The sequence below is a fragment of the Streptomyces cathayae genome, from assembly GCF_029760955.1.
In the GTDB taxonomy this organism is placed as follows: domain Bacteria; phylum Actinomycetota; class Actinomycetes; order Streptomycetales; family Streptomycetaceae; genus Streptomyces; species Streptomyces cathayae.
This window is the reverse complement of the sequence record NZ_CP121682.1, coordinates 4,333,565-4,347,200: the sequence shown is the minus strand read 5'-3', so window position 1 is coordinate 4,347,200 and position 13,636 is coordinate 4,333,565. Positions and strand designations below refer to the sequence as shown.

At 72.6% G+C, this 13,636-nt stretch carries 12 protein-coding genes and 1 tRNA gene; 8 read left to right on the top strand and 5 right to left on the bottom strand.

Translation table 11 applies throughout. The features are described from left to right. Nucleotides 1-39: 39 nt before the first annotated feature. Both PYS65_RS19910 and PYS65_RS19905 read left to right on the top strand, forming a co-directional pair. Nucleotides 40-1,014, top strand: a complete 975-nt coding sequence (locus tag PYS65_RS19910) for a zinc-binding dehydrogenase (RefSeq protein WP_279335274.1) — start codon at nucleotides 40-42, stop codon at nucleotides 1,012-1,014. 13 nt (nucleotides 1,015-1,027) lie between these two features. After that, entirely contained in the window at nucleotides 1,028-1,969 is a 942-nt protein-coding gene (locus PYS65_RS19905) for an aminoglycoside phosphotransferase family protein (protein ID WP_423836105.1), read from the top strand. A 100-nt stretch (nucleotides 1,970-2,069) separates the two neighbouring features. Here the strand turns inward: PYS65_RS19905 and PYS65_RS19900 are convergent, their stop codons facing one another. Then, nucleotides 2,070-2,381: a hypothetical protein gene (locus PYS65_RS19900; protein ID WP_279335272.1), complete on the bottom strand. Its 312-nt coding sequence runs from the start codon at nucleotides 2,379-2,381 to the stop codon at nucleotides 2,070-2,072. Nucleotides 2,382-2,899: 518 nt separating this feature from the next. Between PYS65_RS19900 and PYS65_RS19895 the strand changes: the two genes are divergently transcribed. After that, nucleotides 2,900-4,039 (top strand): PP2C family protein-serine/threonine phosphatase, encoded by a 1,140-nt coding sequence (locus PYS65_RS19895; RefSeq protein WP_279335271.1) that lies wholly within the window; start codon nucleotides 2,900-2,902, stop codon nucleotides 4,037-4,039. A 509-nt stretch (nucleotides 4,040-4,548) separates the two neighbouring features. Here the strand turns inward: PYS65_RS19895 and PYS65_RS19890 are convergent. Further along, entirely contained in the window at nucleotides 4,549-5,541 is a 993-nt protein-coding gene (locus PYS65_RS19890; RefSeq protein ID WP_279335270.1) for a LysR substrate-binding domain-containing protein, read from the bottom strand. Between the two features lie 71 nt (nucleotides 5,542-5,612). Here PYS65_RS19890 and PYS65_RS19885 point away from each other — a divergent pair, with 71 nt between their 5' ends. Then, nucleotides 5,613-6,692 (top strand): YeiH family protein, encoded by a 1,080-nt coding sequence (locus tag PYS65_RS19885; protein ID WP_279335269.1) that lies wholly within the window; start codon nucleotides 5,613-5,615, stop codon nucleotides 6,690-6,692. 322 nt (nucleotides 6,693-7,014) lie between these two features. On the opposite strand, the gene PYS65_RS19880 is transcribed toward PYS65_RS19885, so the two are convergent. Next, nucleotides 7,015-7,091: transfer RNA gene (locus PYS65_RS19880), tRNA-Thr, on the bottom strand. 93 nt (nucleotides 7,092-7,184) lie between these two features. Continuing rightward, on the bottom strand, nucleotides 7,185-7,595 hold the full coding sequence (locus PYS65_RS19875; protein WP_279335268.1) for a DUF3224 domain-containing protein: 411 nt from the start codon (nucleotides 7,593-7,595) through the stop codon (nucleotides 7,185-7,187). A gap of 132 nt (nucleotides 7,596-7,727) precedes the next feature. On the opposite strand from PYS65_RS19875, the gene PYS65_RS19870 reads away from it, so the two are divergent. The 4 genes from PYS65_RS19870 (at nucleotide 7,728) to PYS65_RS19855 (ending at nucleotide 11,634) form a co-directional block, all read left to right on the top strand. Further along, nucleotides 7,728-8,744 carry a helix-turn-helix transcriptional regulator gene (locus tag PYS65_RS19870; protein WP_481007626.1) on the top strand — a complete coding sequence of 339 codons (1,017 nt, stop codon included), beginning with the start codon at nucleotides 7,728-7,730 and terminating at the stop codon, nucleotides 8,742-8,744. Nucleotides 8,745-8,955: 211 nt separating this feature from the next. After that, the gene (locus PYS65_RS19865; RefSeq protein ID WP_279335266.1) at nucleotides 8,956-10,044 is read left to right on the top strand and encodes an ABC transporter ATP-binding protein; all 1,089 of its coding nucleotides are present in this window, start codon (nucleotides 8,956-8,958) and stop codon (nucleotides 10,042-10,044) included. A 235-nt stretch (nucleotides 10,045-10,279) separates the two neighbouring features. After that, entirely contained in the window at nucleotides 10,280-10,750 is a 471-nt protein-coding gene (locus PYS65_RS19860; RefSeq protein WP_279335265.1) for a hypothetical protein, read from the top strand. Nucleotides 10,751-10,902: 152 nt separating this feature from the next. Then, a complete protein-coding gene (locus PYS65_RS19855) occupies nucleotides 10,903-11,634 on the top strand; it encodes a nucleotidyltransferase family protein (protein ID WP_279335264.1) in 732 nt (243 codons plus the stop codon). A 124-nt stretch (nucleotides 11,635-11,758) separates the two neighbouring features. Here the strand turns inward: PYS65_RS19855 and PYS65_RS19850 are convergent, their stop codons facing one another. Further along, the gene (locus PYS65_RS19850; RefSeq protein WP_279335263.1) at nucleotides 11,759-13,543 is read right to left on the bottom strand and encodes a DoxX family protein; all 1,785 of its coding nucleotides are present in this window, start codon (nucleotides 13,541-13,543) and stop codon (nucleotides 11,759-11,761) included. Nucleotides 13,544-13,636: the final 93 nt, after the last annotated feature.

Here is a 13,636-nt window from a genome sequence, read left to right as displayed (position 1 = left end):
GGGGCGCTGTCGAAGCCGCATCGCACCCCTGGGAGCCTCATGCACGCCGTCCGCCTGTACGCCTTCGGCCCGGCCGAGAACCTCGTCCACGAGCAGGTCGAGGAGCCGCGACCCGACCCCGGCCAGGTCCGTATCGCCGTCCGGGCCGCCGGAGTCCACCTCCTGGACACCGCGCTGCGGCAGGGCCACCAGGGACCCGCGCCCGCCCCGACGACCCTGCCCACCGTCCCCGGCCGCGAAGTCGCCGGAGTGGTCGACGCGTTGGGCGACGGCACGCCGGCCGGCTGGCTCGGCAAGCGCGTCGTCGCCCACCTCGGCTTCGCCCCCGGAGGCTACGCGGAGCTCGCCGTCACCGACGCCGACCGCCTCCACGAGATCCCCGAGCGCCTCGACTTCGCCCAGGCCGTCGCCATGATCGGCACCGGCCGCACGGTCATGGGCATCGTGCAGTTCGCCGAGCCCGGCCCCGGCGACGTGGTCCTCGTCCCCGCCGCGGCCGGCGGCATCGGCACCCTCCTCGTCCAGTACGCCAAGAACGCCGGCGCCACCGTCATCGGCCTCGCCGGCGGCCCCGGGAAGACAGCCCGCGTGGCGGCGAACGGCGCCGACCTCGCCGTCGACTACACCGACCCGGCCTGGCCCGAGCGGCTCTCCGCCCACCAGGGCGACATCACCCTCGTCTACGACGGCGTCGGCGGCGACACCGCCCGCGTGGCGGTCACCCTCCTCGCCCCCGGCGGCCGCCACGTCGTCTTCGGCTGGTCCGCTCAAGGCCTCGACAGCACCGGCCCCTACCTCGTCGACGGCGTCTCCCTCAACGTCCTCGGCCCCGAGATGATGCGCAGGGCCGGCGGCGCCGACCCCGTACGCACCCTCGAACTGCGCGCCCTCACCGAAGCCGCCGAAGGCCGGCTCACCCCCGCCGTCCACCGCTTCCCCCTCGCCGAGGCCGCCTCCGCCCACCGCGCCCTGGAGAGCCGGGGCACGACCGGGAAAGTCGTCCTGGAGCCGTGAGCATCGCACTATCGTGCCCACCGTGATCCACGTACCCGAGGAACTCGCGGCGGCACAGGAGAAGTTCAACGGCGAGGCGGGCCGCGCCTTCGTCTCCGGGCTGCCCGGGCTGACCGCCGCCTTCCTGGACCACTGGGACCTGCGGGTCACCGGCGCGCCGATGCACGGCGTGAGCGCCCTGGTCCTCCCCGTCGACCGCGCGGACGGCACACCGGCCGTGCTGAAGCTCCAGATCCCGGACGAGGAGACCGAGGGCGAGCCCGTCGCCCTGCGCACCTGGAACGGCGACGGAGCCGTCCGCCTGCTGGACCACGACGCCTCCACCGGCACCCTGCTCCTGGAACGCCTCGACCCCGCCAGGACACTGGCCCGCCTGCCCGACGTCCGCGAGGCCGTCCTGGTCATCGCCCGCCTCCTGGCGCACCTCACCAGCACCCCCGCCCCGGCGGGCCTGCGCCGCCTCGGCGACATCGCGCACGCCCTGCTGGAGCGGGCTCCCGGAGCCCTGGCCCGTATCCCGGACCCGGCCGTCCGCCGCACCGTCGCCGACTGCGCCGCGGCCCTGCGGGAGGTGGCGGACGAATCGGGCGACCGCCTCCTGCACTGGGACCTGCACTACGACAACGTCCTGGCCGCCGACCGCGCCCCCTGGCTCGCCATCGATCCCAAGCCACTCGCCGGCGACCCCGGCTTCGACCTCTGGCCCGCCCTGGCCAACCGCTTCGACGCCGACGACGCCAACGACACCGCCGACACCGCCTGGCGCTTCGACGCGCTCACCGACGTCCTCGGCCTGGACCGCGACCGGGCCCTCGCCTGGACCCACGCCCGCCTGCTCCAGAACTGCCTGTGGCACATCGAGAACGGCCGCCCCCCGTCCCCCCTCGACCTCGAGATCGCCCACCGCCTGCGCCGTCGCCCCCCACGATCCGCACCCACCCCACCGACACCGTGATCACCAGGCGGGCAAAGCGGCTGCGCGACGGGATGACCACGCCGCGGGTCGTCGGCCCCTTGGCAGCCCTGGAATCAGCACCTGGCTTCGGTCGACCCGCTCAAGGCGTGCCGCTGCCCTGCCGGTCACCCCCGAACTGGCTCACCACCATCACGAGGAGACCGGTCAGCAGAAGCCCGCTCCCCGCAAAGGTCCCGAACTGCCGGATGCCGATGCCGCTGATCACCAGCCCGAAGACCACCTGACAGCACAGGCCGAAGCCGGCCACCAACTGACCCCAGCCGTAGAGACGAACGCGGCGGACGTGACGCCGGTTCCAGGGAAGCACCCAGCCACGGGTGACCGCTGCTACGCCCGAAGCAGCGAAGAGCAACGCCACCGCCACAGAAGGTAGGACGAGATAAAGCCGCATGGTTCCCCTCCCGGCGCGCCGGCCCTCCGCCGGACACCGGCGTGATCATGACACCCACCGCGGTCCGCGTCCACACGCTTCCGGCGGGGTACGGCTCCCCGCCGGCGCGATCCTGAACGAACTCGGTGTGGACATGCCGACCACCATGGAGATCCCGCGGCACACCCGGATCAGCCGGACCCACCGGCACGTGCAGGGCGGGCCCACCTCCCCAGGGACGCGCCACGCCGCCCGCGCCCGCCGTCGACACCGCACCCCCTGAACAAAAACCCCAGGTCAGAACTTTCTGACCTGGGGTTTTCAGGAGAGCCCCCTGAAGGCCGGACCTTGGGCCCCCGGCCCACGGACACCCTTGTCGACCGTGCCGGACCGCTTGCTCCGGCACTCCTGGGGCACACGAGCCGTGATGACCGACTCCGCGGTCCGCGCACCACCGAGACGGCCAGCGGTCGCCCCGAACAAGGACCTACCAGAAACTGGGACCAGACCGGCACAGGACGACTTGAGGACCACGAGGGATGGAGCGGTACCAGTACAAGCACACCTTCGGGAGGGTGCGGTGGTCCCGGTGCCTGCCTGCCGCCGTGCTCCTCGCCTCGGTCCTCATCGACCTGGCCTGGCCGGAAGTCAACACCTTTCCCCTGCTGGCGGCTGTCTCCGTGATCGCGGCACCGATGCTCTCCCTGGCCTGGACGATCGCCAGTGGTGCGGCGGCCTGCCTGGTCGGGCTGTTCCTGACCTTTCTCGAAAGCAAGGAGCTCTTCACCCGCTCGGATCTCATCGGGCTCTCGACCATCGCCATCCTGACCGTCGTCGCGGCGTTCCTCAACCGGATGTTCGCACGCGAACGGGAACAGCTGAGAACCTCCCGGGAGGTGGCGGAGGCCGTCCAGCGCGCGGTGCTGCCGGCCGTGCCCGATCGTGTCCGGGGGCTGGCCGTCGCCGCCCGGTATCAGGCGGCCCAGGAAGAGGCCCTGATCGGCGGCGACCTCTATGCGCTCTACGACACCCCCTACGGCCTCCGCACGGTGATCGGCGACGTCCGCGGCAAAGGCACGCGGGCGGTCACCCTGGTCAACACCCTGCTGGGCTCCTTCCACGCGGCGGCCCTTCAGCTGCCGGACCTGCCCGCCGTCGTCCGCAGCGTGGAAGTACAGCTGCAGGACGTCAAGAGCCACCGGGACGATACGACGTACGAGGACTTCGTCACCGCCGTCGTCGTCGAGGTCTCCCCCGACCGTTCCGTGCTGCGCATGGCGAACCGGGGCCACCCGGCGCCGCTGATGGTCCACGACGGCGAGGTGACCGTCCTGGAACCGGAGGAGCCGTCACTGCCGCTGGGCCTGGGCGACCTGGCCGGGCCCGAGGTCCCGGTGGACGAGTTCGTGTGGCCCCCCGGCGCCACGCTCGTGATGTTCACCGACGGCATCACCGAAGCCCGCGACCGAAACGGCGTCTTCTTCGACCCCGTCCCCCCGCTGACCGGCCCCCTCCCCCCGGACCCCGGGGCCGTACTGGACGCCATGCTCGCCGCTCTGTTCCGGCACACCGAAGAACTCGAGGACGATGCCGCGGCCCTCGCGATCACCCATGTCCCGGTCGGCAGCGTGGGACGAGATCCCTCCACCACACCGCAGGCCGGTGGATCGTGGAGGTGACGGCAGCGGAACCTCAGTGGCCGAGCCGGGGGTGCCCACGATCCTGAAAACCCTCATGGCGGCTCACCGGCGCCCTCGGCACAGCGCCGCAAGAGGTCCGGGCAGCCTCTCTTCAGTGGCTGCACCGCTCATTTCCACAGAGCCTCGCGGCGATGCCGAGGGCGAGAAGAAGGCCCGGTGGAAGAAGCCCGAGTAACGGAGAACCCCGGGTCACAAACTATGTGACCCGGGGTTTCCAGTGGAGCCCCCTGTCGGATTCGAACCGACGCCCTACGCATTACAAGGCCTGCAAGATCGTCCCGGATCGTGCCAGGCGGTGCCGCCGAATCTTGTTTCCGCTGATCAAAGACGTGCAACCTTGATCGATGTGACGCCGGGTCCGCCCTGTGCCGCCCCGTCCGCGCACGCAGCGCTCACGCGATCCGGCGGGCTCTCCCCGCCCTGCACGAACGGGCTGCGGCACGGGGCCGCCCCAGGGCTCCGCCGCGCTGCGCGACCGCCCGATCGGTTCAAACAGAAGAGGACCCCGGGAGCGCAGAACCGCCCTTGTACGCCGAGCAGATGCTCGAAGAGCGCCCCTGGGCCGACCGTGCCACCCCAAGCAGTCTCAGTGCCGCCTCCGGCAGTTCACGGCCTTTGAGCCACACGGCGTGCAGCAGCCTGCGCAGCGGGACCGCCGGGTCGACCTCGACCTCGACCAGGCGGCCGTGGTCCACGTCCTCGTGAACGGCCAGCGCGGAGAGCACCGCGGGCGCCAGGCCCCGGACGACCGCGCTGCGCAGGGGCGCGGTGGAGCCCAGTTCGAGGACCGGCACGGCCACACCGTCGTACGGGCGCAGCGCCTTCTCCAGGGTTTCGCGGCTGCCGGAGCCGGGCTCGCGCAGCAGCAGCGGGGTGTCGGCGAGTTCGCGGCCGCTCAGCGGGCGGCGGCGCCGGGCCCAGGGGTGACCGGGGGCCACGACCACGGCGAGGCGGTCCCGGCCGACCACGGTGCGGTGCAGGTCGTCCGGCACCCAGGGGCCCTCGACGAAGCCCAGGTCGCACCTCCTGCGGCGCAGCGCCTCGATCACCCCTGAGCTGTTGGTGACGGTGAGCCCGACATGGGTGTCGGGCTCCTCCTCGCGCAGCGCGACCAGCCAGCCCGGCATCAGTTCCTCGGCGATGGTCAGGCTCGCGGTCACCAGGAGCCGGTGGTCCTGCCGGGATCGCAGCGCGGCGGCGCCCTCGACCAGCGCCTCGGCCTGTTCGAGCAGGGAGCGCGCCCAGTCGCCGACCACGGCACCGGCCGGGGTGAGCCGGGAGCCCGAGGTGGAGCGGTCGAGCAGTCGCAGGCCCAGACGCCGCTCCAGCGTGCGCATCCGGGCGCTCGCGGAGGGCTGGCTGATGCGCAGCCGCACGGCAGCCCGCCCCAGGCTCCCGGTCTCGGCGACGCAGACCAGCAGTTGCAGGGCGTGCAGATCGGGGAGCGGTCGTGGATGCGCGTCGGAGGCCTCAGGAGTCATAGGAAAACCCTATGACCTGCCCACGAGATCACATCTAGTGGGCACCGCCCACCCGGCGCACGCTGAAAGCCATGGTTCTCTCCGGCCCCGAACGCCGCACGTCCGTGCACCGCGCCCCGCCCCCCGCCGCCCCGCATGAAGAAAGCGTCGTGCCGGGCCTCGCGCTCGCCGCCATCGGTGTGGCGGCGGCCTTCGGGGTGCACGCGCTGGTGCCCGCCGTACCGGTGCTCACCGCGGCCGTCGTGCTCGGCGTCGTCGTGGCGCATCTGCCGGGAGTCGCTCCTCTCGTACGCGGTGCCGCCCGGCCCGGTTTGTCCATGGCGGGCAAGCGGCTGATGCGGCTCGGCATCGTGCTGCTCGGCCTGAGACTGAGCCTCGGCGACGTGGCCGGACTCGGCTGGCAGACCCTGGTCATGGTGGTCGGCGTCGTCCTGGTCACGTTCTTCGGGACGCAGTGGCTGGGCCGCAGGATCGGCCTCTCCGACAGCCTGTCGCTGCTCGTCGCCACCGGCTACTCGATCTGCGGCGCCTCCGCGATCGGCGCGGTCAGCGGCATGCTCGGCAAGGACAGGGGCGACAAGCGGTACGAAGCGGAGGTCGCCTCGTCGGTCGCCCTGGTGACGCTCTGCGGCACCCTCGCCATCGCCGTACTGCCGCTGCTCAAGACCCCGCTCGGCCTGGACGCGACGGAGTTCGGGCGCTGGGTCGGCGCCGGCGTGCACGATGTCGGGCAGGTCGTCGCCACCGCCCAGACCGCCGGGCCGCAGGCGCTGACCGAGGGGGTCCTGGTCAAGCTGATCCGGGTCGCGATGCTGGCGCCGCTGGTCGCGGGAGTGGCACTGAGCCGCCGCAAGAACGCCGGGCACCCCGTGGACGGCGACGGCCGCCGGCCCGCCCTGCTGCCCCTGTTCGTCGTGGGATTCCTGGCGATGGTCGTACTGCGCAGCACCGGACTGCTCGGCAGCGGAGTGCTCGACGCCGCGGACACCGTGCAGGAACTGTTGCTCGCCGCCGCCCTGCTCGGCCTCGGCAGCGCCGTGCACCTGCCGACCCTGGCCCGTTCCGGCGGCCCGCGGATGGCACTGCTCGGCCTGGGTTCGTGGCTGGTCGTCGCGGCCGCAGCGTACGCCGGGGTCATGCTGACGACCTGAGGGCCCGTCGCGGCGCCACGCGCTCCTCGTCGGGGTCGATGAGCGGCCTCGTACCCCACGTACCCACCGTCCCAGGACCACGCTCTCGTCCGGGTGCCGAACGACGTGGTTCGGCACGCGCGCTGCCGCAGCTCTCCGGGCAGGCGCAACCGGCGGGTGCGGCGTTCCTGCTTTCCTGAGCGGCCCTGCGCGGTGCCGAGGGCGAGAAGAAGGCCCGGTGGAAGAAGCCCGAAGAGTAGAGCCGGCACCCCGTCGTGGGACGCGCCGTGCCCCGAGCAACAGAGAACCCCGGGTCACAAACTATGCGGCCTGGGGTTCTCAGTGGAGCCCCCTGTCGGATTCGAACCGACGACCTACGCATTACAAGTGCGTTGCTCTGGCCATCTGAGCTAAGGAGGCGCCGCGCACGCGCGGAACGCGCGAGGGCGGGTCCACTGTACACAGAGCGGCTTTCGCCGGGCCACGCGCTTGAGGGCGGCGGGCCCGGCCCGCTCACTCCAGGCCGTACGCGAAGGTGTACGGCACCTTCGTCTCCCCGTGCCGGTAGGTGAACTCTCCGGTGCCGTGCAGTCCGGCCAGTTCGCCGGTGCCCGAGCCCTCGACGACCTCGAAGGAGCAGTGGACGGTCCCGTCGGGGTCGAAGCGTCCGCGCTCCTCGACGACGAAGGTGCCCTCGCGCCCGTCGAGGCGGCCGCGGAGGAGTTCCATTCCCGCGAAGGAGCCGGTCGTGGCGGTCAGGTAGGAGATGGAGTAGTCGCAGGTGGTGGACTCGGCCTCGATGCCGCCCGTGAAGGCGTTGGTGACGGTGGCGTGGGCGAGCCGGGGGTGGGTGTCCTCCGGGCCCACGGGGGCCTCCTTCCAGTCGGCGAAGGTGAAGTGGCCGGTGGTCCGGGTGGTGGGCATGGGGGGCTCCTTCTGTCGTGTTCGGTCGTGCCGTCGGCGAGGGTCGTGCCGCGGCGGCCCGGCGGGACCATCCTGGGAGCCGTACCTGACATCTCCTGTCAGGTACGGCCGGGGCGCGGGAGAATGCCTCCCGTGCGTGCCGACCGGCTTCTCTCCCTGCTCCTGCTGCTGCAGAACCGCGGACTGATGACCGCCCCCGAACTCGCGGCGGAACTGGAGGTGTCGGTGCGCACCGTGTACCGGGACGTCGAGGCGCTCGGCGCGGCCGGGGTGCCGGTCCGGGGTGAGCGCGGGCCGGAGGGCGGCTACCGCCTGATGGAGGGGTACCGCACCCGGCTGACCGGGCTGACCGACGCGGAGGCCGGTTCGCTGTTCCTGGCCGGGCTGCCGGGGCCGGCCGGGGACCTCGGTCTGGGGGCCGTACTGGCGAGTGCCCAGCTGAAGGTTGAGGCCGCCCTGCCCGGCGCGCTCGCGGAGCAGGCGCGCCGGGTGCGTGAGCGGTTCCACCTGGACGCCCCCGCCTGGTTCCGCGACGCGGACCCGGTGCCGCACCTGGAACGGATCGCCGGAGCGGTGTGGGAGCGGCGGGTGCTGCGCACCCGTTACCGGCGCTGGCGGGGCGAGGTGCACCGGGAGGTCCGCCCCCTGGGGCTCGTGCTGAAGGGCGGCATCTGGTACCTCGTGGCGCTGGCCGGGGCCCCCGAGAACTCCGAGGCCCCCAAGAGCTCCGAGAGCTCCGAGAGCATCGTGCGCACCTACCGGGTGTCGCGTTTCCAGGCGGTGGAGGAGACGGGTGAGGTGTTCACCCGTCCCGCCGGGTTCGCTCTCGCCGCGTACTGGGCGGAGTCCTCCCGGCGGCTGGAGGGGGCGCTGCGGCAGGGCACCGCGCGGCTGCGGCTCTCGCCCCGCGGACAGAAGCTGCTGCCGATGCAGTTCGGGGCGGCGGGCGTCCGGGCGCTGCGGGACGCGGGGCCGCCGGACGGCGCGGGACGGGTCGAGGTGGAGCTGTCCGTCGAGTCGGAGGCGGTCGCCGTCGGCGATCTGCTCCGGCTCGGCACCGAGGCGGAGGTGCTCGGTCCGCCGGGGCTGCGGCAGGCGGTCGCGGAGGCCGTGGCGGTGCTCGCCGAGCGTTACGCGGCCGGGCGGTGACACCGGCCGGCGACACCGGCCGGCGAAAGTTTCCGCGAAGTTCACATGACCTCGGGTACTGACAGATCAGGTGAACGCGGGTACCGTCCTGTGCCAGTTCGCTTCCGTGGACTGCACCACTCGGAACCACAACGGAACATCCCGTCGTGGCACCACCTTCCTACTCGGATCGTCCGGCACGTTCCTGCCGGTAGAAGGGGGCCCATTCACCATGGCCACTGTCACGTTCGACAAGGCGACCCGGATCTACCCCGGTTCGACCAAGCCCGCCGTGGACGCGCTCGAGATCGACATCGAGGACGGGGAGTTCCTCGTGCTCGTCGGCCCGTCCGGTTGCGGCAAGTCCACCTCGCTCCGCATGCTCGCCGGGCTCGAGGACGTGAACGGCGGCGCCATCCGCATCGGCGACCGCGACGTCACGCACCTGCCGCCGAAGGACCGGGACATCGCCATGGTGTTCCAGAACTACGCCCTGTACCCGCACATGACGGTCGCCGACAACATGGGCTTCGCGCTCAAGATCGCCGGCGTCAACAAGGCGGAGATCCGGCAGAAGGTCGAAGAGGCCGCGAAGATCCTCGACCTGACGGAGTACCTGGACCGCAAGCCGAAGGCGCTCTCCGGCGGTCAGCGTCAGCGTGTCGCCATGGGCCGCGCCATCGTGCGTGAGCCGCAGGTGTTCCTCATGGACGAGCCGCTGTCCAACCTGGACGCCAAGCTCCGTGTCTCCACCCGTACGCAGATCGCGAGCCTGCAGCGCCGTCTCGGCATCACCACGGTGTACGTGACCCACGACCAGGTCGAGGCCCTCACCATGGGCGACCGGGTGGCGGTCCTCAAGGACGGTCTGCTCCAGCAGGTCGACACCCCGCGCAACATGTACGACAGGCCCGCCAACCTCTTCGTGGCCGGCTTCATCGGCTCCCCCGCGATGAACCTCGTCGAGGTGCCCATCACGGACGGTGGCGTGAAGTTCGGCAACTCGGTGGTGGCCGTGGACCGTGACGCGCTGGCCGCCGCCACCGACAAGACCGTCACCGTCGGTGTCCGCCCCGAGCACTTCGACGTGGCCGGTGCCGAGTCCGACCAGGGTCTCGCGGTCACCGTGAACGTGGTCGAGGAGCTGGGCTCCGACGCGTTCGTGTACGGCACCACCGAGGTCGGCGGCGAGTCCAAGGACCTCGTCGTCCGCGTCGGCGGCCGCAACGTGCCGGAGAAGGGCAGCACGCTGCACGTCGTGCCGCGGTCCGGTGAGACGCACGTGTTCTCGACGTCGTCCGGCGCGCGCCTGTCCGACTGAGAGCCGTGACCGGACCGTCGCACCACCCCGGGTGATTCACCCGACTTGATGAAGAGGGCCCCGCAGACCGCTGCGGGGCCCTCTGCAATGCGCCCGTACTGTCGACGAACACCCCGACATTCGGAGCTTTTCGAGCAGTGTGCGTCAACGCGCTACCCAGGGAACGTGCCGCCCATGTCACCCGAACCAGTGACTGAATGCCCCCATTCCATCACTGGACGCTACTCTCACACGCGTGAAGCACTCCACTACGCCTCAGACGCGAAGCGGCCGGGGCCCCGCCCGCCGGGTCGGCCGCACCCTCGCCTTCGTCCTGCCCGTCGTCCTGGTGTTCTCCGGGACCCTCGCGGTCGCCCACGTCAACTGGTCGGGGAGCCCTTCGAGCCCGGTGCTCGCCGCCGCGGACACGGCCGTGTCCGGCGCGTCCTCGGCCGGCGCGTCCTCTCGCGGCGCCGCGCGCGCCCCGCACGAGGTGCTGCGGGACACGCTCCTGGTCGAGTTGCGGAGGGAGAACCCGGGCGTCGTCCTCACCCATCTCCAGCAGGCGGTGAACGACCGTCCGTCGCTGGCGCGGCACTGCACGTCGATCGCACGTGCGCTGGGCAGGGAGGCGGTCCGGATGTACGGCTCCACCAAGGCCCAGTCCTTCGCCCGTCCGGTCTGCGACACCTCCTTCGCGTCGGGGGTGCTCGCCGCCCACGGCTGAGCCCGCCCGGGGCCCGGCAGCACCGCCCGGCACCGCAGCCCGGCAGCACGGCCCGGCACCGCAGCCCGCGCCAAGGCCCGGCACCAAGGCCCGCGGGAGAGGGCCTGCCGCCCGGCCCGCCCGGTCCCTCGGCTGCCACGTACAGTGCGATCATGACCGATCCGAGCGCCGCGTCGCGGCCCGTGCAAGCCGTCGTCCTGGCCGGCGGCCAGGGTTCCCGGCTTCGTCCGTACACCGACGACCGGCCCAAGCCGATGGTCGAGATCCCCGGTACGGGGACCCCGATCATCGGCCATCAGCTCTCCTGGCTCGCCGAGGAGGGCGTCACGGACGTGGTGGTCTCCTGCGGCCATCTCGCCGAGGTGCTGCAGAAGTGGCTGGAGAGCGCCGATCTGCCCCTCTCCGTCACCACCGTCGTCGAGACGGAGCCGCTCGGCCGCGGCGGCGGTCTGAAGTACGCCGCCGCCCGCCTCCCGCACCCGGACCGGCCCTGGTACGCCACGAACGGTGACATCTGGACCCGTTTCTCGCTGCGCGACATGGCCGACTTCCACACCGAGCGGGACGCCGTCGCGACCCTCGCCCTGGCCCGCCCGCGCCTTCCGTGGGGTGCCGTGCAGACCGACGGGTTCGGTCACATCACCGACTTCATCGAGGCCCCGCCGTCGACGGTCGAGATCAACGCGGGCGTGTACGTCTTCTCCCCCGGGTTCGCCGACCTGTTGCCGGAGCGTGGCGACCACGAGCGTACGACGTTCCCGCGGCTGGCCCGTGAGCGCCGGCTGGCCGGGTTCCCGATCCCGCAGGGCTCCTACTGGCGGGCGATCGACACCGCGAAGGACCTGACCGAGGCGTCGAAGGAGCTGGCCTCCCAGAACCGCTGATCCCCCGTCCGGACACCACCGCCACCCGGACCCGACGGCCACCGGACACGACCGCCGCCGGACACGACGACGGGGTCCCGCACATCACCGTGCGGGACCCCGTCGTCGTCAGCGCGCGGACGGGCTACCCCAGGAGGCCGCCCACGAGCCGGCCGGGCTCCTCGGGGGACGGGGCCTCGTCCCCGCCGCTGTCGCTCGGGGTGCCGCCGTCGCCGCCACCGCCCGTGGTGCCGCCGCCGGAGGTGGGGCCGGAGCTGGTGCTCGGGGCCTGGTCGACCGGGGAGGACTGCTGGGGCGGGGCCTCACCGACGGTGCCCTGGGTCTGGCTGGGCGCGCCGGTGACGGCGCCGCCGGTGTCCCGGGTCGCGCCGGTGCCGGCGGTACCGGCGGTGCCGTCGGTCGGGTCGGTCGTCCCGGCGGAGGCGCTCTGGCTGGGCGAGGTGGAGGCGGACGGGGTCCCCTGCCTGCTCCTGCCGGGCTTCTCCGGGAGCGGGGAGCCGGGCAGTTCGTTGCGCGGGGCCTCGCCGGGCCCGGGGACGACCACGCGGTCGGAGTCACGCACGGCCCCACCGAGCAGCGAGCCGACGAGCAGGGTGAGCCCGCAGACGACGACGGTGATCAGGGTGCCGCGGCGCAGGACGTAGCGGCGCAGGTCCCACAGGTCGGTACGGGGGCCGAGACGGCGCCAGGCGCGGGCGACGAGGCGGCCGTCGACGGAGTAGACGGGGGCACCGGCGATGACCAGCGGGGACCAGGCGGCGAGGTAGATGATGTCGGGCGCGTCGTAGACGGGGACGCTCTTCCAGCTGACGGTGACCAGCAGTGCGGCGGAGAGCACGGCGCCGACGACGGCGGCGACGCGCTGCCAGCAGCCGAGGACGGTCAGGACGCCGACGATGACCTGGAGGAAGGCGATGACGAGTCCGGCGCCGACGGGGTGCGCGAGGGCGAACTGCTGGAGCGGCTGGGCGACTTCCCAGGGGTGCAGGGTGTTCAGCCACGTCACCATGGAGCCGCGTGTGCCGCCGTCGAAGTAGACGGGGTCGCAGAGTTTGCCCATGCCGGCGTAGAGGGAGATGAAGCCGAGGACGACGCGCAGCGGGAGCAGGACGACGCCGAGGTTCATCCGGCGGCCGGGATAGTAGGCGTGCCGGGCCGGGTCGTCGCCCGGGCGCCTGGCCCGGCGGCCGCCGGACTTCCGGCCGTCGGCCCGGTGGCCGGCGGCGCCCTCGAACTCGCCGGTGCCGCCGCCCTGTTCGTCGTAGGGCCGGTCGGCATCGGGCCGGTCGCCGTAACCGTGCTCGTCGTAGCCGTAGTCCCCGTAGCCGCCGTAGCCGCCGTAGGACGGTTCGTCGTAGGCGCTGCCGACGGGGCGCATGGGGGGCAGCAGGGGCGGTGCGCCGCCGTGGCTGCGCTGGGAGCCGATGACGGGCACTTCGATGGGCTGGGTGTCGGCCGGGTCGTCGGCGTAGCCGTACCCCTCGCTCCCGTACCCCTCGCCGACGCGGGGGACGACCCGGGTCGCTCCGGCGTCGGTGAGCGGTTCCTCCGGGTGACGGACGCCTTCGTGGCGCACGGCCTGGAGAAGCCGGTGCGCGCCGGTGTCGTCGGGGGCGGAGCGACCGCTCCAGACGACGGGGCGCCGCCGGGGCGCGGCCCCGCCCGGGGCACCCATGGTGGTGACGACGGGGATGCGGGGCGCGCCCTGGGTGACGCTGAAGTGCCGTGCGATCCGCGGGGACCGGGCGCGTCGCGCCGAGACGCCCAACTGCACGCGGAAACTGGCGTGATTGACGATGATCTGCGCCGGATCGCTCGGCACCTTCACCATGCTCAGCGCGGGAGCGTCGTCGATTCCCGACGAACGGTCCCCCGTGGGTGTGCGGGGTGTTCTGGTGTCCACACTCATCTAACCGAGTGACGTGGTCATAGGACACTGCCTTGACGCGCCGGATGTGTCCGGACCCCGTCAAGCTCGTCCGGACCACCCGGAACACCCCGT

Excerpts from the sequence above, each read along its gene's own strand:
- PYS65_RS19910 (WP_279335274.1), top strand. The coding sequence starts at position 40 with ATGCACGCCGTCCGCCTGTACGCCTTCGGCCCGGCCGAGAACCTCGTC.
- PYS65_RS19900 (WP_279335272.1), bottom strand. The coding sequence starts at position 2,381 with ATGCGGCTTTATCTCGTCCTACCTTCTGTGGCGGTGGCGTTGCTCTTC.
- PYS65_RS19895 (WP_279335271.1), top strand. The coding sequence starts at position 2,900 with ATGGAGCGGTACCAGTACAAGCACACCTTCGGGAGGGTGCGGTGGTCC.
- PYS65_RS19890 (WP_279335270.1), bottom strand. The coding sequence starts at position 5,541 with ATGACTCCTGAGGCCTCCGACGCGCATCCACGACCGCTCCCCGATCTG.
- PYS65_RS19885 (WP_279335269.1), top strand. The coding sequence starts at position 5,613 with ATGGTTCTCTCCGGCCCCGAACGCCGCACGTCCGTGCACCGCGCCCCG.
- PYS65_RS19875 (WP_279335268.1), bottom strand. The coding sequence starts at position 7,595 with ATGCCCACCACCCGGACCACCGGCCACTTCACCTTCGCCGACTGGAAG.
- PYS65_RS19865 (WP_279335266.1), top strand. The coding sequence starts at position 8,956 with ATGGCCACTGTCACGTTCGACAAGGCGACCCGGATCTACCCCGGTTCG.
- PYS65_RS19855 (WP_279335264.1), top strand. The coding sequence starts at position 10,903 with ATGACCGATCCGAGCGCCGCGTCGCGGCCCGTGCAAGCCGTCGTCCTG.
- PYS65_RS19850 (WP_279335263.1), bottom strand. The coding sequence starts at position 13,543 with ATGAGTGTGGACACCAGAACACCCCGCACACCCACGGGGGACCGTTCG.